General features: G+C 71.8%; 20 protein-coding genes and 1 tRNA gene. 13 read left to right on the forward strand and 8 right to left on the reverse strand.

Annotated elements, in window-relative coordinates; genetic code table 11:
- The first annotated feature begins 34 nt into the window (after positions 1-34).
- The 4 genes from M5362_RS07040 (at position 35) to M5362_RS07055 (ending at position 3,350) form a co-directional block, all read left to right on the forward strand.
- Positions 35-610: a TerD family protein gene (locus M5362_RS07040; RefSeq protein WP_260226644.1), complete on the forward strand. Its 576-nt coding sequence runs from the start codon at positions 35-37 to the stop codon at positions 608-610.
- Between the two features lie 156 nt (positions 611-766).
- Entirely contained in the window at positions 767-1,342 is a 576-nt protein-coding gene (locus M5362_RS07045; RefSeq protein ID WP_260226462.1) for a TerD family protein, read from the forward strand.
- 29 nt (positions 1,343-1,371) lie between these two features.
- Complete coding sequence (locus tag M5362_RS07050; protein ID WP_260226463.1) at positions 1,372-2,517, forward strand: DUF475 domain-containing protein; 1,146 nt, start codon at positions 1,372-1,374, stop codon at positions 2,515-2,517.
- Between the two features lie 95 nt (positions 2,518-2,612).
- Positions 2,613-3,350, forward strand: a complete 738-nt coding sequence (locus tag M5362_RS07055) for a Tellurium resistance (RefSeq protein ID WP_260226464.1) — start codon at positions 2,613-2,615, stop codon at positions 3,348-3,350.
- A gap of 50 nt (positions 3,351-3,400) precedes the next feature.
- Here the strand turns inward: M5362_RS07055 and M5362_RS07060 are convergent, their stop codons facing one another.
- Entirely contained in the window at positions 3,401-4,267 is an 867-nt protein-coding gene (locus M5362_RS07060; protein WP_260226465.1) for a TerD family protein, read from the reverse strand.
- Positions 4,268-4,469: 202 nt separating this feature from the next.
- On the opposite strand from M5362_RS07060, the gene M5362_RS07065 reads away from it, so the two are divergent.
- Genes M5362_RS07065 through M5362_RS07075 form a run of 3 tightly spaced genes read left to right on the forward strand, consistent with a single transcriptional unit; the run spans position 4,470 to position 9,295 of the window.
- Positions 4,470-5,699, forward strand: coding sequence for an HpcH/HpaI aldolase/citrate lyase family protein (locus M5362_RS07065; RefSeq protein WP_260226466.1), 1,230 nt, complete (start codon positions 4,470-4,472; stop codon positions 5,697-5,699).
- An 18-nt stretch (positions 5,700-5,717) separates the two neighbouring features.
- A complete protein-coding gene (locus tag M5362_RS07070; RefSeq protein WP_260226467.1) occupies positions 5,718-8,414 on the forward strand; it encodes a phosphoribosyltransferase domain-containing protein in 2,697 nt (898 codons plus the stop codon).
- Positions 8,415-8,434: 20 nt separating this feature from the next.
- Positions 8,435-9,295: an HAD family hydrolase gene (locus tag M5362_RS07075; RefSeq protein ID WP_260226645.1), complete on the forward strand. Its 861-nt coding sequence runs from the start codon at positions 8,435-8,437 to the stop codon at positions 9,293-9,295.
- Here M5362_RS07075 and M5362_RS07080 read toward each other — a convergent pair.
- Positions 9,258-9,875 carry a DedA family protein gene (locus M5362_RS07080; protein WP_260226468.1) on the reverse strand — a complete coding sequence of 206 codons (618 nt, stop codon included), beginning with the start codon at positions 9,873-9,875 and terminating at the stop codon, positions 9,258-9,260. The genes M5362_RS07075 and M5362_RS07080 overlap by 38 nt on opposite strands.
- A gap of 385 nt (positions 9,876-10,260) precedes the next feature.
- Here M5362_RS07080 and M5362_RS07085 point away from each other — a divergent pair, with 385 nt between their 5' ends.
- Positions 10,261-11,376 carry a sensor histidine kinase gene (locus M5362_RS07085; RefSeq protein WP_260226469.1) on the forward strand — a complete coding sequence of 372 codons (1,116 nt, stop codon included), beginning with the start codon at positions 10,261-10,263 and terminating at the stop codon, positions 11,374-11,376.
- The gene (locus M5362_RS07090; RefSeq protein ID WP_260226471.1) at positions 11,367-12,014 is read left to right on the forward strand and encodes a response regulator transcription factor; all 648 of its coding nucleotides are present in this window, start codon (positions 11,367-11,369) and stop codon (positions 12,012-12,014) included. The genes M5362_RS07085 and M5362_RS07090 overlap by 10 nt, the downstream gene beginning before the upstream one ends.
- On the opposite strand, the gene M5362_RS07095 is transcribed toward M5362_RS07090, so the two are convergent.
- The 3 genes from M5362_RS07095 to M5362_RS07105 form a co-directional block, all read right to left on the reverse strand.
- Complete coding sequence (locus tag M5362_RS07095) at positions 12,015-12,230, reverse strand: zinc ribbon domain-containing protein (protein WP_260226472.1); 216 nt, start codon at positions 12,228-12,230, stop codon at positions 12,015-12,017.
- 9 nt (positions 12,231-12,239) lie between these two features.
- Positions 12,240-13,622 carry a hypothetical protein gene (locus tag M5362_RS07100; protein ID WP_374214418.1) on the reverse strand — a complete coding sequence of 461 codons (1,383 nt, stop codon included), beginning with the start codon at positions 13,620-13,622 and terminating at the stop codon, positions 12,240-12,242.
- 185 nt (positions 13,623-13,807) lie between these two features.
- On the reverse strand, positions 13,808-14,575 hold the full coding sequence (locus M5362_RS07105) for a DUF4097 domain-containing protein (RefSeq protein WP_260226473.1): 768 nt from the start codon (positions 14,573-14,575) through the stop codon (positions 13,808-13,810).
- 164 nt (positions 14,576-14,739) lie between these two features.
- On the opposite strand from M5362_RS07105, the gene M5362_RS07110 reads away from it, so the two are divergent.
- A tRNA-Val gene (locus tag M5362_RS07110) sits at positions 14,740-14,814 on the forward strand.
- Between the two features lie 456 nt (positions 14,815-15,270).
- Positions 15,271-16,098, forward strand: coding sequence for a universal stress protein (locus M5362_RS33125; protein ID WP_260226474.1), 828 nt, complete (start codon positions 15,271-15,273; stop codon positions 16,096-16,098).
- Positions 16,099-16,222: 124 nt separating this feature from the next.
- On the opposite strand, the gene M5362_RS07120 is transcribed toward M5362_RS33125, so the two are convergent.
- A complete protein-coding gene (locus M5362_RS07120) occupies positions 16,223-16,981 on the reverse strand; it encodes a GntR family transcriptional regulator (protein ID WP_260226475.1) in 759 nt (252 codons plus the stop codon).
- 192 nt (positions 16,982-17,173) lie between these two features.
- Between M5362_RS07120 and M5362_RS07125 the strand changes: the two genes are divergently transcribed.
- Together M5362_RS07125 and M5362_RS07130 are read left to right on the forward strand one after the other, a co-directional pair.
- Complete coding sequence (locus tag M5362_RS07125) at positions 17,174-17,398, forward strand: hypothetical protein (RefSeq protein ID WP_260226476.1); 225 nt, start codon at positions 17,174-17,176, stop codon at positions 17,396-17,398.
- 160 nt (positions 17,399-17,558) lie between these two features.
- Positions 17,559-17,813, forward strand: coding sequence for a DUF2277 domain-containing protein (locus M5362_RS07130; protein ID WP_260226477.1), 255 nt, complete (start codon positions 17,559-17,561; stop codon positions 17,811-17,813).
- Here M5362_RS07130 and M5362_RS07135 read toward each other — a convergent pair.
- Positions 17,767-18,384, reverse strand: a complete 618-nt coding sequence (locus tag M5362_RS07135) for a VTT domain-containing protein (protein WP_261365718.1) — start codon at positions 18,382-18,384, stop codon at positions 17,767-17,769. The two genes, M5362_RS07130 and M5362_RS07135, sit on opposite strands and share 47 nt — an antisense overlap.
- A 181-nt stretch (positions 18,385-18,565) precedes the next feature.
- Complete coding sequence (locus M5362_RS07140) at positions 18,566-19,003, reverse strand: DoxX family protein (RefSeq protein WP_374214419.1); 438 nt, start codon at positions 19,001-19,003, stop codon at positions 18,566-18,568.
- Positions 19,004-19,050: the final 47 nt, after the last annotated feature.

The following is a 19,050-nucleotide window of genomic DNA, read 5'->3' on the forward strand; positions in this document are numbered from 1 at the left end:
GGGCGCTGCCCCTGGAAACCACATGGAGGGACTCGTGGGAGTCAGCCTCAGCAAGGGCGGCAACGTCTCGCTGACCAAGGAGGCCCCTGGCCTGACCGCCGTCACCGTCGGTCTGGGCTGGGACGTCCGTACCACCACCGGTACGGACTTCGACCTCGACGCCAGCGCCATCCTGGTCAGCCCGGAGGGCAAGGTCCGCAACGACCAGGACTTCGTGTTCTTCAACAACCTGAAGAGCGCCGACGGCTCGGTCGAGCACACCGGTGACAACCTCACCGGCGAGGGCGAGGGTGACGACGAGCAGGTCAAGGTCAGCCTGGCTACGGTGCCGGCCGATGTCGCCAAGATCGTCTTCCCGGTGTCGATCTACGACGCCGAGAACCGCCAGCAGTCCTTCGGCCAGGTGCGCAACGCGTTCATCCGCGTCGTGAACCAGGCCGGCGGCGCCGAGATCGCCCGGTACGACCTCTCCGAGGACGCCTCGACCGAGACGGCCATGGTCTTCGGCGAGCTGTACCGCAACGGCGACGAGTGGAAGTTCCGCGCGGTCGGCCAGGGCTACGCCTCGGGCCTGCGCGGCATCGCCGCGGACTTCGGCGTCAACGTCTGAGTCACGCAGCCCGGGTGACGCGGTTCTGAGTCTCCGCCCCAGGAGGCCCGAGCCGCGCCCCCAGTCAGTCCGATCCGTCCGGCGCCGCACGCTCAGTGCGGCGCCGGACGCGCCTCATCAGCACGACCATCGCAGTTTCACCGGGGAGGAACACACATGGGCGTCACGCTCGCCAAGGGAGGCAACGTCTCCCTCTCCAAGGCCGCACCCAACCTCACCCAGGTGCTGGTGGGCCTCGGCTGGGACGCGCGCTCCACCACCGGAGCCGCCTTCGACCTCGACGCCAGCGCCCTGCTGTGTCAGTCGGGACGGGTGCTCGGCGACGAGTACTTCGTCTTCTACAACAACCTCAAGAGCCCCGAGGGGTCCGTCGAGCACACCGGCGACAACCTCACCGGCGAGGGGGACGGCGACGACGAGTCGCTGATCGTGGACCTGGTCAAGGTCCCGGCCCACTGCGACAAGATCATCTTCCCGGTCTCGATCCACGAGGCCGACAATCGCGGCCAGACCTTCGGTCAGGTCAGCAATGCCTTCATTCGCGTCGTGAACCAGGCGGACGGCCAGGAGTTGGCCCGCTACGACCTTTCCGAGGACGCCTCCACCGAGACCGCGATGATCTTCGGAGAGCTCTACCGGTACGGGGGCGAATGGAAGTTCCGGGCGGTGGGACAGGGGTACGCGTCCGGACTTCGGGGCATCGCTCTAGACTTCGGGGTCAACGTTTCGTAAAGCCGCGTAATTACACGATGGGGTAGACAGTGGTACTGAAAACCTTCGGCTGGTCGTTCGCCGTCACGGCGCTCGGTCTGGTCGCAGCGGTGCTCTACGGGGGGTGGGAAGCGTTCGGGATCGTCGCGATCCTGTGCATCCTCGAGATCTCGCTCTCCTTCGACAATGCGGTGGTCAACGCCGGAATCCTGAAGAAGATGAATGCCTTCTGGCAGAAGATCTTCCTCACCATCGGTGTGCTCATCGCCGTCTTCGGCATGCGGCTGGTCTTCCCCGTCGTGATCGTCGCGATCAGCGCCAAGATCGGCCCCATCGAGGCCGTCGATCTCGCCCTCAACGACGCCGAGCGCTACGAGCAGCTCGTGACCGACGCGCACCCGTCGATCGCGGCCTTCGGCGGTATGTTCCTGCTGATGATCTTCCTCGACTTCATCTTCGAGGACCGTGACATCAAGTGGCTCGGCTGGCTGGAGCGCCCGCTGGCCAAGCTCGGCAAGGTCGACATGCTGTCGGTCTGCATCGCCCTGATCGTCCTGGCGGTCAGCGCCATGACCTTCGCGACCCAGGCCCACCAGCACGGCGGCACCCACGTCGACAAGGCGGCGACCGTGCTGCTCTCCGGCGTCTTCGGTCTCATCACGTACCTCGTCGTCGGCGGTCTCTCGGGCTACTTCGAGAACAAGCTGGAGGAGGAAGAGGAGCGCGAGCACGAGGCCGAGGAGGAGGCCAGGCGCAGCGGCAAGAAGGTCGGTGCCGTGCAGCTGGCCGGCAAGGCCGCCTTCTTCATGTTCCTCTACCTCGAGGTCCTCGACGCGTCGTTCTCCTTCGACGGTGTCATCGGCGCCTTCGCCATCACCAACGACATCGTCCTGATGGCGCTCGGCCTCGGCGTCGGCGCCATGTACGTCCGTTCGCTGACGGTCTACCTGGTCCGCCAGGGCACCCTCGACGACTACGTCTACCTGGAGCACGGCGCGCACTACGCCATCGGCGCGCTCGCCGTGATCCTCATGATCTCCATCCGCTACCAGATCCCCGAGGTCGTCACCGGTCTCATCGGTGTCGCTCTCATCGGCTGGTCCTTCTGGTCCTCCGTACGGCGCAACAGGGCGCTGGCGGCGGCCGAGGGAAAAGCTGACTCCTCGGGCAAGACCGAGGTGTCGTCCGGGGTGTGACACCCCCGGCAATGAGGAACGCTTCACTGCGGGGCGGCCGGTGCACCCGGCCGCCCCGCGGCGTTTGACCGGTTTTCGAGTGGGGGGTGGGGCGCATGGGCTTCTGGGACGGCCTTTTTCCGGGGAGGGCCGCGCAGTTCGATTCGGGCAGCGCCGCCAGCAACTCCATCGACCTGACCAAACGGCGCCCGACGGTCTCCCTGAGCAAACAGGGCGCCGCCACCGGCAATCTGCGCGTCAACCTCTCCTGGCGGATGCGCACCTCCGACATAGAGGGCCGCTCACGCCAGAGCGGAAGACTCCTGCGCAACCCCTCGAAGCTCTTCAAGCCCGAGGTCGTCCAGGCGCACACCCAGGGCGTCGTCAACGTCGACCTGGACCTCGGGTGCATGTACGAGCTGGCGGACGGCAGCAAGGGCGTGGTGCAGCCGCTGGGCAGCTTCTTCGGTTCCCTGAACGCGCCGCCGTACGTGAACCTGAGCGGCGACGACCGGTTCGGCGGCTCGTCCGGCGAGACGATCTTCGTCAACCTGGACCACCGGGACGAGATCAAGCGGCTGCTCTTCTTCGTCTACATCTACGACCAGACCCCCGCCTTCGACCGTACGCACGCCAAGGTGACGCTCTACCCCAGCAACGGGCCGCGGATCGAGATCGAACTCGACGAGCGGGCCCCGCAGGCCCGCTCCTGCGCGGTGTTCACCGTCGAGAGGATCAAGGACGAGCTGGTCGTCCGCCGGGAGGTGAAGTTCGTGTACGGATTCCAGGCGGAACTGGACCGGCTGTACGGATGGGGCCTGCAGTGGGGGCGCGGCTACAAGACCAAGGCGTAGGGGTGCGCTCCCGCGTGGGCCGCTTACAGGCGGACTGCTTACCGGACCGCTTACGGGCGGACGAACTGCGGGCCCATGGGAGGCAGCCGGAAGTTCGGGTCCGGGGCGGGCGCCGCGGCCGCGGCCGGCTGAGGATAGCCGTAGGCGGGCCGGTCGCCCGTGACCGGCTGCGGATAGCCGTAGGCCGGGACGGGAGCCGGGGGAGTGGTCGGCTGCGGCGGTACGGACGCGGGGAGGGGGCCCGGACCTGCCTGAGGCGGCTGGACCATCGTCGCGTCGAAGTCCGGAACGGCCGGGGTGGCCGGATCCCGCCCATAGGACGGAGCCGGAACCGCGTCCTGTGCCCCGGAGCCGGCGTCCTCCGCGCCCTCGTCCACCGAGATCCCGAAGTCGGTGGCCAGACCGACCAGGCCGGTCGGATAGCCCTGCCCCACCGCGCGGAACTTCCAGCCGTCCCCGCGCCGGTACAGCTCGCCGCAGATGATCGCCGTCTCCTCGCCCGTCTCCGCCTTCACATCGAAGAGGGCCAGCGGCTCCCGGTCCGGCGCACCCGCGTCGTACAGAAGGATCCGCAGGTCGGAGACGGAACGGAAGGTGTCGCCGTCGGAGGAGGCAGCGATCACCACCTGGTCGACCGTCGGGTCGAGCGCGCCGAGATCGGCCTCCACCGTGTCGGTCAGGCCCTCCGCCACCCGCTTCTTGGGCAGGCGGCGCACCAGGCCGGACGGGTGGCGCGGCTGGTTGTAGAAGACGAAGTCCTCGTCCGAGCGCACCCGCCCGTCGGCGCCGAGCAGCAGCGCCGAGGCGTCGACATCGGGGACCCCGGGGCCCGGGGTCCAGCGGAGCACGGCCCGTACGGCCGCGGTGTCGAGAGGGACGTTGGAGCCCTTCAGCATCGCGTGCGTCATGACCGTCATCCTGCCTTCCCGGATGACCGCCGGACAACGCGGGGCCCGTACCGATCCGCGCGTCGGGCCGATATACGAAGTGCGCGGCATGCGACGGATGCGGACGAGTTACCTGGATTTCATACTTGAGGGGAACTAAGGACACCCGTACCTACGTACTATTACCGGCCACATGTCGTCAGGGCCCACAGAGGCAGTCGGGGGAGTTACATTGCGTCATTTCGGGCACATCCCGTCCGCCACGCGGGCCGGGCTGTTCCACCAGGAGCCGGCCGAGTTCACCTCCGACTCGCCCGCGAGCATGCTCGCCGTGGCCCTGGGGGCCACCCTCTACAGCCCGGCCACCCGGCCGAGGCTCGCCGACGACGTGCGCAAACAGGCCGCACGCGGGGTCGTCTCCATGGTGCTGTGCCTGGAGGACTCCATCGCCGACGCCGACGTCGAGGCCGCCGAGTCCAACCTCGTGCGGCAGTTCGCCGACCTCGCCCGGGATCCAGCGGGTGAGCCCGCCGCGGCCGCTGAGCGGCCCTCCGCGGATGAGCCCGCCGGGCCCGGTGAGCCCCAGGACGTGCCCCTGCTCTTCATCCGGGTCCGCGAGCCCCACCAGATCACCGATCTGGTCTCCCGCCTCGGGGACGACGTCCGCATGCTCTCCGGATTCGTACTGCCGAAGTTCACCGAGACCCGCGGGCACGCCTTCCTGGAGGCCCTCACCGCCGCCGAGAAGGCGTGCGGCCGACGGCTCTTCGCCATGCCCGTCCTCGAGTCCCCGGAGCTCCTGCACCTGGAGACCCGCGCCGAGACCCTCGCCGGCATCGCCACGACCGTGGACAAGTACCGCGATCGCGTCCTCGCCCTGCGTCTCGGCGTCACCGACTTCTGCTCCGCCTACGGGCTGCGCCGCTCGCCCGACATGACGGCGTACGACGTCCAGCTCGTCGCCCATGTCATCGCCGACGTCGTCAACGTCCTCGGCCGCTCCGACGGCACCGGCTTCACGATCACCGGACCGGTCTGGGAGTACTTCCGGCTCGGCGAGCGCATGTTCAAGCCCCAGCTGCGCCGCAGCCCCTTCCTGGAGGGCAGCGCCGAGGACCTGCGCACCGCGCTCATCGAGCACGACCTCGACGGGCTGCTGCGCGAGATCGAGCTCGACCGGGCCAACGGCCTGCTCGGCAAGACCTGCATCCACCCCACACACGTGGTGCCGGTGCACGCGCTCTCCGTGGTCAGCCACGAGGAGTTCAGCGACGCGCAGGACATCCTGCGGCCCGAACGCGGCGGGGGCGGCGTGATGCGTTCCGCGTACACGAACAAGATGAACGAGGTGAAGCCGCATCGCGCGTGGGCCGAACGGACCCTCCTGCGCGCCGAGGTCTTCGGCGTCGCCAAGGAGGACGTCGGCTTCGTGGATCTGCTCACCGCCGGACTGGCCGGCTGACGGAAGGTGAAGGACGACGTGGTGTGGTCGGGAACGTGGGTCGCGGAGCGACTGGGCGTCGAACTGATCGGCGGCGAGGAGCTCCCGGGCCTGTTGGGCCTCGCACTGCGCCGCAACCCGAAGCGCGCGCATCTGCTGGTCTCCAACGTGCTCGGCAAGCACGTGCCGCAGCGGCCGGGCGTCGTGTACGGCGCGGGGTTCTCGCTCGGCCTGCGGGTACGTGACCTGCTCGGGCCGGACGAGGCCGCGCGCAGCGTGGTCGTCGGCTACGCCGAGACGGCCACCGGCCTCGGCCACTCGGTCGCCGACGGGCTGGGCTTCGCGCCGTACCTGCACTCCACCCGCCGGCCCGTCGACGGGGTGGCGAGCGCGGGCGGCTTCGAGGAGTCCCACTCCCATGCCACGTCGCACCTCCTGCTGCCCGAGGACCCGAAGTTCCTTGCCGGCGACGGCGCGCTGGTCCTCGTCGACGACGAGTTCTCCACCGGCAACACCGTCCTCAACACCATCCGTGACCTGCACGAACGCTTCCCGAGGGAGCGGTACGTGGTCGTCGCCCTGGTCGACATGCGCTCGGCCGACGACCTCGGCCGGCTGGCGGACTTCGCCCGGGAGATCGGCGCCCGCGTCGACCTGGTGACCGGCGCCGCCGGCACCGTACGGCTGCCGGAAGGGGTCCTGGAGAAGGGCCAGGCGCTGGTCGCCGCCCACGAGACCGCGTACGAGACCGCCCACGAGTCCGCGCAGACCCCGCCGGACGCGCCCGTACCGGCGCCCAGGGCGCCCCGCACGGCCCCCGTGCGGGTCGGGCTCGGCTGGCCGTCCGCGATCCCCGACGGCGGCCGTCACGGCTTCCTGGCCCCCCACGCGGCCGCCCTGGACGACGCGCTCCCGGCGATGACCGAGCGCCTGACCGCGGCCCTCGGCGACGCGCGGCGGGTCCTCGTCCTCGGCTTCGAGGAGCTGATGTACGCGCCGCTGCGGCTCGCCGTGGCCCTGGAGGACGCCGGGCGGGACGTCTCGTACTCCACGACCACCCGCTCGCCCGTCCTCGCGGTCGACGACCCCGGCTACGCCATACGCACCCGGCTCGTCTTCCCCGCCCACGACGAGCCCGCGGACGGGCCCGGTGAGCGGTACGCCTACAACGTCGCAGGCGGCGGCTTCGACGCGGTCGTGGCCGTCGTCGACTCCGTGGCCGACACCCCGGAGCTGCACGCCCCGGACGGCCTGCTGGCCCAGCTCGCGGCGCACATCCCGCACGTGGTGCTCGCGGTCGTCCCGTCGTACGTACCCTCGTACGGCGCCGAGCCCGTCCCGGAGGCGCACCCCACCCCGCGGACCACGACCGCCACCTACGCCCACGAAGCCGCGCCCTCGCACGCTCACGAAGCCGCGCCCGCTCACGAAGCCGGCGCGCGGGCCGGAGCCGCCGAAGTCGCGCACGCTCACGAGGCCGCCACGCGGGCGCACGACGCCCGGCGGGCCGCTGTCTCCCCTGCCACCCACGCCCAGGCGGCTCCCGAAGCCGTCCAAGCTCCCGAAAGGAGCTCCATGCTGCCCGAGCCCCTCCGCGGCCCCGCCTTCTCCTCGTACGCCCCCGAGGAGGTCGGCTGGCTGCTCCAGGACCTCTCGGACGTCGAACTCGAGGCGCCGACCGAGGAGCGCGAGGAGGCGATCCAGAGCGGCGGCGCCCACTACGCGGAGTCGCTGCCGGTCGAGTACCAGCCGAGCGACCGGTACCAGGAGCTCTTCCACGCCGCCCTGGAGACCTCCGCCGCCCGGATCGCCCGCGCCGTCGGCACCGTCACCGAGACCGTCCTCGCCGAGAAGACCGGCACGCCCGTGCTCGTCTCGCTCGCCCGGGCCGGTACCCCCGTCGGCGTCCTCATGCGCCGCTGGGCCCAGGCCCGCCACGGCCTCGACCTGCCCCACTACGCCGTCTCCATCGTCCGTGGCCGCGGCATCGACGCCAACGCGCTGCGCTGGCTCGCCGCCCACCACGACCCGGCCGACGTCGTCTTCGTCGACGGCTGGACCGGCAAGGGCGCCATCACCCGCGAACTCGCCGACGCGATCGAGGAGTTCCAGCGCGCCGAGGGGATCACCGGCTTCGACCCGGAGATCGCCGTCCTCGCCGACCCCGGTTCCTGCGTGCGCACCTACGGCACCCGCGAGGACTTCCTCATCCCCTCCGCCTGCCTCAACTCGACCGTCTCCGGGCTGATATCGCGTACGGTCCTGCGCGCCGACCTCGTCGGCCCGGACGACTTCCACGGCGGCAAGTTCTACCGCGAGCTGGCCGGCGCCGACGTCTCGAACGTCTTCCTCGACGCCGTCGCCGCCCGCTTCGACGAGGTCGCGGACGACGTCGCGACGGAGGTCAAGGAGCTGCTCGCCGCCGACCGTACGCCCACCTGGGAGGGCTGGGCGGCCGTCGAGCGGATCAGCGAGGAGTACGGCATCCACGACGTCAACCTCGTCAAGCCCGGCGTCGGCGAGACCACGCGCGTCCTGCTGCGCCGCGTCCCGTGGAAGATCCTCGCCCAGCGCGGCGCCGGCGCCGACCTCGCGCACGTACGCCTCCTCGCCGAGCAGCGCGGTGTCCCGGTCGAGGAGGTCGACGGACTCCCGTACACCTGTGTGGGTCTGATCCACCCTCAGTTCACGAGAGGCGCCACAGGCGCCGACGGAAAGGCGGTGGTCTCCCAGTGACCTCGGTGAGCAGCCCCGTGATGGTCGCCAGCGACCTCGACCGTACGCTGATCTACTCCTCCGCGGCCCTCGCGCTCGGCATGCCCGACGCGCAGGCGCCCCGGCTGCTGAGCGTGGAGGTGCACGAGTCCAGGCCGCTGTCGTACATGACCGAGGACGCGGCCACGCTGCTCGAACGGCTCGGCTCCGAAGCGGTCTTCGTGCCCACCACGACCCGCACGCGCAAGCAGTACCAGCGCATCCAACTCCCGGGCCCCGCACCGAAGTACGCGATCTGCGCCAACGGCGGCCACATCCTCGTCGACGGACTCGCCGACCGCGACTGGCACGAGGCCGTCGTGCGCAGGCTCGCCGAGGAGTGCGCCCCGCTCGCCGAGATCCGCGCGTACTTCACCGCCACCACCGACCTGTCCTGGGTGCGCAAGCACCGGGTCGCCGAGGATCTGTTCGCGTACCTCGTCGTGGAGCGCGAACGGCTGCCCGAGGAGTGGCTGAAGCGGTTCGGCGACTGGGCGGACGACCGCGGCTGGACGGTCTCGCTCCAGGGTCGCAAGGTGTACGCGGTGCCGAAGCCGCTCACGAAGAGCGCGGCGATGCGGGAGGTGGCCCGCCGCTGCGGCGCGGGCCTCGTCCTGGCCGCCGGTGACTCGCTGCTCGACGCGGACCTGCTGCTCGCCGCCGACCGCGCCTGGCGCCCCGGCCACGGCGAACTGGCGGAGACGGCCTGGACCGTCCCGCACCTCGACGTCCTCGCGGAGCGGGGCGTGGCGGCCGGCGAGGAGATCCTGCGCCGTTTCCGGACGGTCGTCGCCGACCACCACACGGCCGTGTTGCCGGCACAGCTCAACGGTTCCCCCGCCGCGCTCCCCGACCCGGCCTGAGCAGCCGAGCCCCGACGAAGCACAGCACGGCGGCCATGGCCGCCAGGAGCACCGCCTTCGAGTAGAGGGAGACGTAACCGGTGACCTGCTCCCAGTTGTCGCCGAGCGCGTATCCGGCCAGCACGAAGGCGGTGTTCCAGATCGCGCTGCCGAGTGTGGTGAAGACGAGGAAGGCGGGCAGCGGCATGCGTTCGACGCCCGCCGGCACCGAGATCAAGCTGCGGAAGATCGGCACCATCCGGCCGAAGAACACCGCCTTCGTGCCGTGCCGGGCGAACCACGCCTCCGTCCGCTCGATGTCGGAGACCTTCACCAGCGGCAGTTTCGCCGCGATCGCGAGGGTCCGCTCGCGTCCGAGCAGCGCGCCGACGCCGTAGAGGGCCCAGGCGCCGACCACCGATCCGGCCGTGGTCCACAGGAGCGCGGCGAGCAGATCGATCCGCCCGGTCGCGGAGGCGAAGCCGGCGAGCGGCAGGACGACTTCGCTCGGGATGGGTGGGAAGAGGTTCTCGAGGGCGACGGCGAGTCCGGCGCCGGGGGCACCGAGAGTGTCCATGAGGCTGTTGATCCAGGCTTCCATGGCTTCCACGCTAGGCAACGGACCCGGGAGCGCGGACTGATGGCGCCCGCACAGAGGGAGTGCGGTTTTCCGCAGTGCGACCGCGGTCGTGCGCCCGCTAGCGTGACGGATCATGACGAACTCAGCCGCCCCACCCCCGGACAGGCGCCCACCGCTGCGGCCGGCGGCCTCGGAGTCCGGCGGTGGGCCTGGGCGGCCGGAGCGGCCGGTGGCCTCGGATTCCGGTCCGGGGCCTGCGCTGCTGCCGGAGTGGCCGGTGGTCGCGGATTCCGGTCCGGGGCCTGCGCGGTCGGGGCCGCCGCGGCAGCCGGAGTGGCCGGCGGCCTCGGATTCCGCTCCGGGGTCCGGGCGGCCGCTCGTACGCTACCTCGCGCGCTGGACCCGGTTGGCCTTCGGCCTCGCGCTCGGGGCCGCGACCGCCGTCCTTGAGCTTCTCGGCAGCGCCGTAGGCGGCCTCGCGCTGCTGCCCGTACTCGCCTCGCCTCGCGGCCGCGTCGCCGTGCTGCGGCCCCTGGCCGCGGCCGCCCGCGGCCTCACCCGCCTGGAGCGGACCCGCCTCGACCGCCTCCTGGGCGTACGCCTCCCCGGGTTCCACGACACCGCCGCCGCCCCGCGCTACCTCGCCGCCCGCTGGCCGCTCGGCCTGCTCGGGGCGGTCGTCCTCGGCTGCGGCGCGTACGGTCTCGGCCTCGGCACCTTCGCCTTCTACGGCTGGCTGATCACCGACATCGACCACCCCTGGCTCGTCACCCTCGGCAGCCTCGGTGGCTTCTTCCTGCTCTTCCTCTCCGCCCAGGGAGCGCTCGGCGTCGTAGCCTTGGAGGACGGTCTGGCCCGGCGCTTCCTCGGGCCCAGCCACGCCGACGCCCTGGAAGCCAGGATCGCCGAGCTCGCGACCAGCCGCGCCGAGGTCATGGACGTCGTCCACGAGGAGCGGCGCCGGATCGAGCGCGACCTCCACGACGGCGTCCAGCAACGGCTCGTCGCGCTCGGCATGCTCCTCGGCCGCGCGCGCCGGATCCGCGCCAGGGACCCGGGGGGCGCCGACGCCCTGCTGCTCCAGGCTCACGAGGAGAGCAGGCGCGCGCTGGCCGAACTGCGCGAGGTGGCCTGGCGGGTCTACCCGGCCGTCCTCGACGAGGGGGGCCTCCGCGCCGCCCTGGAGACGGTCGCGGAACGCAGCACACTGCCCGTAAGCCTCGGATACGCCGTGCGGCGGCCGTTGCCGAGGGCGGTGGAGACGGTGGCGTACTTCCTTGTCTCGGAGGCGGTCACCAACGTGGTCAAGCACGCGGGCGCGACCCGAATCGACGTACAAGTAACGCTGGAAGGGGATGAGTTGAGCGTGCGGGTGACGGACGACGGCGCGGGTGGCGCGGATGCGTCCGGGAGCGGTCTGAGCGGGCTGGCGAGCCGGGCGGCGGCGCTGGACGGGCGGTTCGCCGTGGAGAGCCCGGCGGGCGGACCGACGGTCGTACGGGCGGTCCTGCCGTGCGCGTGATCCTGGCGGAGGACTCGACGCTGCTACGGGAAGGGCTCGTACGGCTCCTGGCCGAGGAGGGCCACGAGGTCACGGCGGCCGTCGGCGACGCGGTCGAACTGCTCGCCGCGGTGAACGCGGACCCGCCGGACGTGGTCGTCGCCGACGTCCGGATGCCGCCGACGCACACCGACGAGGGGCTGCGGGCGGCCCTGGAGATCCGGCGGGAGTGGCCGGACGTCGGGGTCCTCGTACTGTCGCAGTACGTGGAGCGGCGGTACGCCACCGAGCTGCTGACCGGCGAGCCGGGCGCGGTGGGCTACCTGCTCAAGGACCGGGTCGCGCAGGTCGACGAGTTCCTGGACGCGCTGGAACGGGTGGGGGACGGGCGGACGGCGTTCGACCCGGAGGTCGTCCGCCGGCTGCTCGTCCGCACCAGCCACACCGATCCGCTGGCGAGGCTGACGCCCCGGGAGGGCGACGTGCTGGCGGCGATGGCGCAGGGGCACACGAACGCGGCGATCGCCGGACAGCTCCACGTGTCGCAGAGCGCGGTGGAGAAACACATCAACGCGCTCTTCGACAAACTGGAGCTGACCGGACGTGGCGAGGGGTACAGCAGAAGGGTCCTCGCCGTCCTGCGCTATCTGGGCAGCTGATCAGCCGCAGCAGCCTCCGCCGCAGCACCCACCCCCACCGCCGCCGCCACCGCTCTGTGCGGGTGCGGCGGAACCGCCCACGGCGACGGCCGAGAGCAGCTTGACGGTGTCGTCGTGCCCGGCGGGGCAGGCGGCGGGGGCGGAGGACTCGGCCATCGGGCGGCTGAGTTCGAACGTGTCGCCACAGGTGCGGCAGCGGTACTCGTAACGAGGCATACGGACAGGCTAGCCGGAGTGGTGGCCGGCGCCCCGCTCCTCACGGATCTGTTCGACGACGCGGGCGGCGGTGGCGCGGACGGCTTCGAGTTCGGTGAGGAAGTGCCAGTAGTCGGGGTGCCGGCCCTCCAGCGTGCCGATCGCCCGGTCGAGCCGTGCCACGGCGTCGTCGAGGGGACGGGCGTGGCGGGGGTCGGGGGTGTTGCGCCCGGTCATGGCGAGGCGTTGGGCGTCCCGGACGGTGAAGCGGGCCCGGTCGATCTCGTGCTGCGGGTCCTTGGCGACGGCGTCGAGCCGACGGAGCCGGTCGCCGGCGGCGGAGACGGCCTCGTCGGTGGAGTTGAGCAGGGCGCGGGCGGTGGCGAGGAGGCTCGTGGCGTCGGGCCAGCGCTGCTCGTCGCGGGCCTTGGCGGCCTCCGTGAGCTTCTCCTCAGCCTTGCGGACGCTGTCGGCGGCCTGCGCGGGGACGAACTGGAGGTCCTGCCAGCAGGCGGCGGAGAACCGGCGGCGCAGCTCGGACAGGACCGGCTCGACCGCGCCGGCCCGGGTGGTGAGCGCCTCGGCGCGGGTACGGAGGGAGACCAGGCGCTTGCTTGTCTCGGCGGCCCGCTCGGGAAGGCGCTCGGCCTCGGTCCGGACGGCCTCGGCGTCCCGCAGGACCCGGTCGGCGCGCTGGAGGGTCTCGGTGACGCCGTGGCGGCCGGCGCCTTCGTTGAGCCGGGTGAGCTCGGGCCCGAGGGCGGCGAGCCGGGCGGCGAGGTCGTCGGCGCGGAGCCCGGCGTCGCGGGCTGTGTCGAGAGCGGCGCTCGCGCTCCGGAGCGCCTGTCGCGCCCGCTCGACGGCCGGGGCGAGCCGGGCGAGCCGGGTCTCGGCGGTGTCGAGCAGCGGCCCGAGCCCCTGCGCGAACCGGTCCAGCTCCCCCTTGACCCGTACGAGCTCGTCCTTGGCCCGGGTCAGCTCGGTCCGGGCCCGGTTGGCGGTGGCGCCGTCCAGCTCGTCGCGGTCGAGGTCATGCGCGTCGACGGCGGTGATGTAGGCGTGGCTGACCTCGTCGATCCGCTGCCCGAGGGCGGCGAAACCGTCGACGGCGTGACGGGCGCCGGGGGAGTCGTCGACGGCGGTGATCGTCTCGATGGAGATCCGCAGATCGCGCTGGGCGGTGTCCAGCTCGTAGAAGGCGGCGGCGGCATCGTCCTTGGCGGCCTGCGCCTCGGCCCGCTGACTCTCACCGCGCCCGCCGAACCAGCGCCGATTGCCACCACTGGCGAAGGCGGCGGGAAGGAGAGCGAGGACAAACAGGGGAAGCAGAACCCCGAGGCGCAGGGCCCGCCCCCGGCCCGGCGAGGACCGAACGACGCTTTCCCCCGTCCCGGCTCCTGACCCCGAACCCAAACCCGATCCGGCCCGGGTGTCTACCGCCCCCGATCCCGATCCGGCCCAGGTGTCTACCGCCCCCGTAACGGCGCTCGTGGAACTGCCCCTCGCGTGAGTCGCCGCCACGTCCCTCTCCCGTGCTGTGTCCGCCTTGCCCGGTCCGGTTCATTCTCCCACCAGGTAAGGACGAACACACGGGCCCGTCAGTTCGCGCTGCGGACGACGACTTCCCCGTTGTCGCTGTGCGCGGTCACGACGTGGGCGCTGCCCTTCCGGGTGGGCACGTCGATCCGGACGGAGCCGTTGTCGCTGCGACCGTCGACGTCGTAGGTGGCGTCGGGCACGGCGATGTCGATCTCCCCGTTGTCACTGGCGGCCTCGACGCGCCCGGGCACGGCGCTCAGGCTGATCCGTACAGCCCCGTTGTCGGACCGCGCGACGACCCGCCCGGACGTGGTGTCGCCCTCGACGACGACCTCTCCGTTGTTGCTGGCCAGATCGAGAGCGCCGGAGGAGTCCCGTACGACGACGGCGCCGTTGTCGGACCGGATCTTCAGGTCGGTGTCGAACCCGTCGGCCGTCACCTTCCCGTTGTCGTCCTCGACGGTGACGGCGACGCCACGGGGCACCTGGACACGGTGGACGGAGTCGCAGTGGCTGGCGACGGCGTCGCACTCCACCCGCAGGGTGAGCCGCCCGTCCTTGAGCCCCCAGACGGCGTCGGGCCCCTCTCCCATGAACACCCACCCGTCGACCTGCCGGCTGACCCGGACGTCCTCGATGTCGGCGGGCACGATCTCCAGCTCGGAGTTGTCGGCATCGACGACGAGCGAGTCCCCGGAGAAGGCGAAGCTCTTCTTCTCGACGGGAGCCCCCTCCACGTCGGCACTCCCACACCCGGCAACGCCGAGGACTCCGACGAGGACCCCACCGCAGACGAGGAGCGTACGGACGTGACGACGACCGGCCATGACGATCAAACCCCCAGGTAACCCGCTGACTGACCCCTCACGCTACGGACCCACGCCCCACCGGGACGATCAGGCGACCCACCGGCGGATGGTGGGGCTAACCCCCGGATCAACCGGTTTGCGGGACCCACCCATGGGCCATGTACGCTGTTGCCTCACTCCACGGGTGCGTAGCTCAGGGGTAGAGCGCTGCTCTTACAAAGCAGATGTCGGCGGTTCGAAACCGTCCGCGCCCACCAGCACGAAGGCCCCTCGCCAATCTTGGCGGGGGGCCTTTGACATCTACTTCTGACATCAACGGGGACCCCCGGCGCCGTCGAGACCACCGACATCTGCGACGTGGCCAGTTCCGCCGTCGGCGTCGGCTCGGGCGAGCTGCTCTCGCGCGCCGGCTACCGCGAGCTGCTGAATTCGGGGACGGTCGGGCTGGGCCGGCCCGCCTCCACGTGACCGGCCACGGTCTGCCTCGCGAACACCGAGGCCACCCGCTACGGCATGGGTCGCCCAGCACCCCCTGTTCTTCGGCTAATCCGCCTCGCACGCCTACCTCCCGACCCTACGGGCCGGGGCGATGCGCCGGACGGGTACTTCGGGGGCGTTCGTGGATGCCGTGCGGCCCCGCTTTCGGGGGTGATCGGTAGCTTCTTGATCCGGCGCGCTCGCCTGTGGGCGGGCCCCGAGGCGAGGAGAGCGGCGTGTCCCGACCTGTCACCGTGGGAGTGGACGGATCCGAAGGCAGCGTGGCGGCGTTGGACTGGGCCGCTGACGAGGCGGCGCTGCGCGGTGACGGGCTGCGGCTCGTGTACGCCACGCTGTGGGCGCAGCATCAGCTGCAGGCCGTGAAGGTGTCGCACGAGGACCGGGCCGGTGAGGCGGAGAGCGTGATCGCCGCGACCGAGCAGCGTGCCCGGGCCCGGCAGCCCGGCCTCGTCATGAGCGCGGAGGAGATCGAGGACGCCCCCGCCCAGGCGCTGATCGCCGCCGCCTCGGAGGCGGACATGCTCGTCGTGGGGTCGCACGGGCTCGGCAGCGTCCGCGGCTTCATCGTCGGATCCGTCGGGCAGGAGGTCGTCGCCGACGCGAAGCGCCCGGTGGTACTGGTGCGCCCGGGGTACGAGGACAGCGGTCGGCGGAGGGTGGTCCTCGGCCTCGACGTGGGCGAGGTGAAGGCGGAACTCCTCGACTTCGCCTTCGACTTCGCCGGGCGCCACGACGTCCCGTTGGAGATCGTGAACACGTGGCATTCACCGTTCCACCGTCACCATGAAGCGGCCGAGGAGGGCGGCACGGCGTCGGCGCTCTCGAACGCGGTGGGGCCCTTCCGCGAGAAGTACCCGGCGGTACGGGTGTCCGAGGTGTCCGCTCCCGGACGCGCGGCGGAGCACCTCGTCGACGCCGCGTCGGACGCGCGTCTCGTCGTGGTCGGCCGGCGCCGGGCCGCCAAGGGCTCCCACATCGGATCCGTCACCCACGCCGTGATCCACCACGCCGCCTGCCCGGTCGCCGTCGTTCCGCACTCCTGACCCGACCTCGCCCGAGGGCGACGTGGTGGGTGGGGCATGACCGTCCAGCGCTACGTCGACCGGAGGTTGACGCAGTATCGGGAGGCGGCTACCCGCCGTCCGGCAGCGGGCCGCGGTCGCCGCGTCACGCGTCGAAGTCGTACTCCAGGACGTACGACGCCGAGTCCAGCGTCATCTCGTTGAGCTCCACCGCGACTCCCTTGGCCGTGAACGCCGTACGCCCGATCAGGATCACCGGTGTCCCGAACTCCAGGGACAGGCGGGTGGCTTCGTCCGCCGTGGGCATGCGGCAGCGGATCTCCTCGCGGAAGTGGACGGGCTGGTGGCCGAGTTCGGTCAGCCGGGCGTAGGTGCCGCCCGGGCCCGTGTCGGGCGCCGCGATCGGGGTGCCCTCGGCGAGGTCGGCCGGGAGGTACGAGACGGAGAGCAGCACCGGCCTGTCGTCCAGGACGAAGCGACGGCTGCGGACGCAGACCGGCGAGCCGGCCGGAAGGCCGAGGGCCCCGGCGACCCGGGAGTCCGCCGTCGCCCCGCCGACCTCGATCTGGTCCACCACCAGCGCGCGGTCCTCGATGTCCGCCGACCAGACGGAGCGGCCCGTGCCCCAGTGGTCCTGCGCGAGCCGGGGGATGCCGCGCCTGCGCAGCGGGCGGAACGTGCGGACGAAGACCCCGGCGCCCTTGCGGGCCTCGGCCAGGCCCTCGGTGCGCAGCACGGCGAGCGCCTGGCGGGCCGTCATCCTGGCCACCTCGTACGTGGTCATCAGATCGTTCTCACCGGGGAGCCGGTCGCCGGGGGCGAAGGCGCCTGACTGGATGGCGGTTCTCAACTCGTCGGCGATGCGCTGGTACTTGGGCCGACGACCGCTGTCCTGGTCAGTCATGGGTGGACCACTCCCTTCGTCTGCGGGACACCCTACGGCGCACTTCGACGAGGTGATGCACGTGTGGGCGCCGACCAGTGCGAGTGATCCATCCATCGGGGGACATCTCTAGAGATACGTTGACAGGGGGGAGCGGCGGGGTTTCTCTGGGTGTATCTCTAGAGAACTGGAATTCCGGGACGGAGGGGATTCGTGCAACCACTGCCCGAGGTCGGTGACCTCGTACGCGATACCGCCACCGGGCGGGTCGGGTTCTACGTCGACAGCGTCGCCGGCCGGTTTCTGATCCGGCCCGTCCACGGCGGCCGCGAGTGGGAGGCCGAACCCGGAGACGTGCAGCTCGCCACCCCGATGCGCGAGCTACGGGCCCGCGCCGCCGAGATCAACGCGCGGAGCCGACGCGACATCGGGAGCTGATGGCGGCGCGTTCGGGGTTGCAGGGCTTGGCATGACGCGCCCGGCGCGGTGGGCTCGGGACGCAGCGCTCGGCACGACCTGCTTGGCGCGCCGGGTTCCTGCGAGCGGCGGCCGGGATTCGTGAGGGCGCGTTGTCAGTGGGGCGCGCGACACTGGAGACATGTGCCGCAGCATCAAGACTCTCCGACCGCCGGCCCTGCCCGACGAGGCGACCGAGGACGACATCCACGCCGCCGCCCTGCAGTACGTCCGCAAGGTCTCCGGGTTCCACAGACCCGCCGCGCACAACCGCGAGGTCTTCGACCAGGCCGTGGACGAGATCGCCGCCGCGACCGCCCGGCTCCTCGACCACCTCGAAGTGCGTGGGCTCAAGAAGCCGGAGCCGGCGCGGGAGCCGCAGCCGGACGCCGTATGACGTAGGCGGCCAGAGCGCCTGCCAGGAACAGCGCGAGGACGGAGACGCCCGCGCTGAACCAGCTCGCGCCCAGCCACAGCCCGCCGAACCAGCCGAGCGCCACGCTGTAGCCCGCCCATGCCACCCCGGCCAGCGCCGACCAGGGCAGGAACTCCGCGATGCGGCGCCGCGCCGCGCCCGCGCCCAGGGAGACCACGGAGCGGCCGGCCGGGGCGAAGCGCGCGATCACCACGAGCAGGCCGCCGCCGCGCGCGAGGGCCGTGCCGAGACGTTCCTGCGCGCGGGTCAGCCGGCGTGAGCGGGCGATGGCCCGGTCCAGCCGGGCCCCACCGCTCCAGGCCAGCCGGTACGCGACGAGGTCGCCGAGCACGGAGGCGGTCGCCGCGCAGAGGAGCAGGGGGAGGACGGACGGCACGTCCGGGGAGGCCGCGGTGGCCGTCGCCGCCGCCGTCGCGGCCGTGATCACCAGGATTCCGCTCGGCAGCACCGGCAGGAAGACGTCGAGAAGTACCGACGTGGCCACCGCCGCGTAGATCCACGGGCCCGCGGTCAGCGACCGCAGTGACCCCATGCTGTCGAGCACGTTCACAGCGCTAGAGCGTACGCGGGAGCGGTGAGCGAAAACCGGCAGGGGCCGAAAACCGCCTCCGCGATCCCCCGGCCGATCCCCGGCCCCTTCCGTTCTGCCTCAGCCGCGGCGCGCGTCCCGTACCGCGTCCGGCACGACGTCGGCCGCGACGTCCCGGAACGAACTACGCCGTGACCGGCTCCGGCCGCGCCTCGCGGGCGCCGAAGAGCCGGTCGACGGCGAGGGCGCCGGGGCCGGTGAAGACCAGCAGCAGGAACGCCCAGCAGAAGAGCGCCGCGCCTTCACCGCTGTTCTGGAGCGGGAAGAGCCCGTCGGGCTGGTGGACCTTGAAGTACGCGTACGCCATCGAGCCGGAGGCGAGGAGAGCCGCGGTGCGCGTACCCAGGCCGACGAGCACGAGCACGCCCGCGACGAGCTGGATCACGGCCGCGTACCAGCCGGGCCAGGTGCCGGTGGGGACGGTACCGCCGCCCATCGCGCCGCCGAGCACGCCGAAGAGCGAGGCGGCGCCGTGGCAGGCGAAGAGCAGGCCGATGACGATGCGGAAGAGACCGAGCGCGTAGGGCTGGGCCTGCTGCACCCGGTTGGTCAGGGGATTCATGGGGGGAGATGACTCCTTCGGTCTGGTCGGTCCCGGGGAGCGGAACG

This window comes from Streptomyces sp. Je 1-79 (assembly GCF_025195125.1).
Lineage (GTDB): Bacteria > Actinomycetota > Actinomycetes > Streptomycetales > Streptomycetaceae > Streptomyces.

Coding starts and splice junctions, on each gene's coding strand:
- M5362_RS07045 (WP_260226462.1), top strand. CDS start 767: ATGGGCGTCACGCTCGCCAAGGGAGGCAACGTCTCCCTCTCCAAGGCC.
- M5362_RS07055 (WP_260226464.1), top strand. CDS start 2,613: ATGGGCTTCTGGGACGGCCTTTTTCCGGGGAGGGCCGCGCAGTTCGAT.
- M5362_RS07060 (WP_260226465.1), bottom strand. CDS start 4,267: ATGACGGTCATGACGCACGCGATGCTGAAGGGCTCCAACGTCCCTCTC.
- M5362_RS07075 (WP_260226645.1), top strand. CDS start 8,435: ATGGTCGCCAGCGACCTCGACCGTACGCTGATCTACTCCTCCGCGGCC.
- M5362_RS07080 (WP_260226468.1), bottom strand. CDS start 9,875: ATGGAAGCCTGGATCAACAGCCTCATGGACACTCTCGGTGCCCCCGGC.
- M5362_RS07095 (WP_260226472.1), bottom strand. CDS start 12,230: ATGCCTCGTTACGAGTACCGCTGCCGCACCTGTGGCGACACGTTCGAA.
- M5362_RS07105 (WP_260226473.1), bottom strand. CDS start 14,575: ATGGCCGGTCGTCGTCACGTCCGTACGCTCCTCGTCTGCGGTGGGGTC.
- M5362_RS07120 (WP_260226475.1), bottom strand. CDS start 16,981: ATGACTGACCAGGACAGCGGTCGTCGGCCCAAGTACCAGCGCATCGCC.
- M5362_RS07130 (WP_260226477.1), top strand. CDS start 17,559: ATGTGCCGCAGCATCAAGACTCTCCGACCGCCGGCCCTGCCCGACGAG.
- M5362_RS07135 (WP_261365718.1), bottom strand. CDS start 18,384: ATGGGGTCACTGCGGTCGCTGACCGCGGGCCCGTGGATCTACGCGGCG.
- M5362_RS07140 (WP_374214419.1), bottom strand. CDS start 19,003: ATGAATCCCCTGACCAACCGGGTGCAGCAGGCCCAGCCCTACGCGCTC.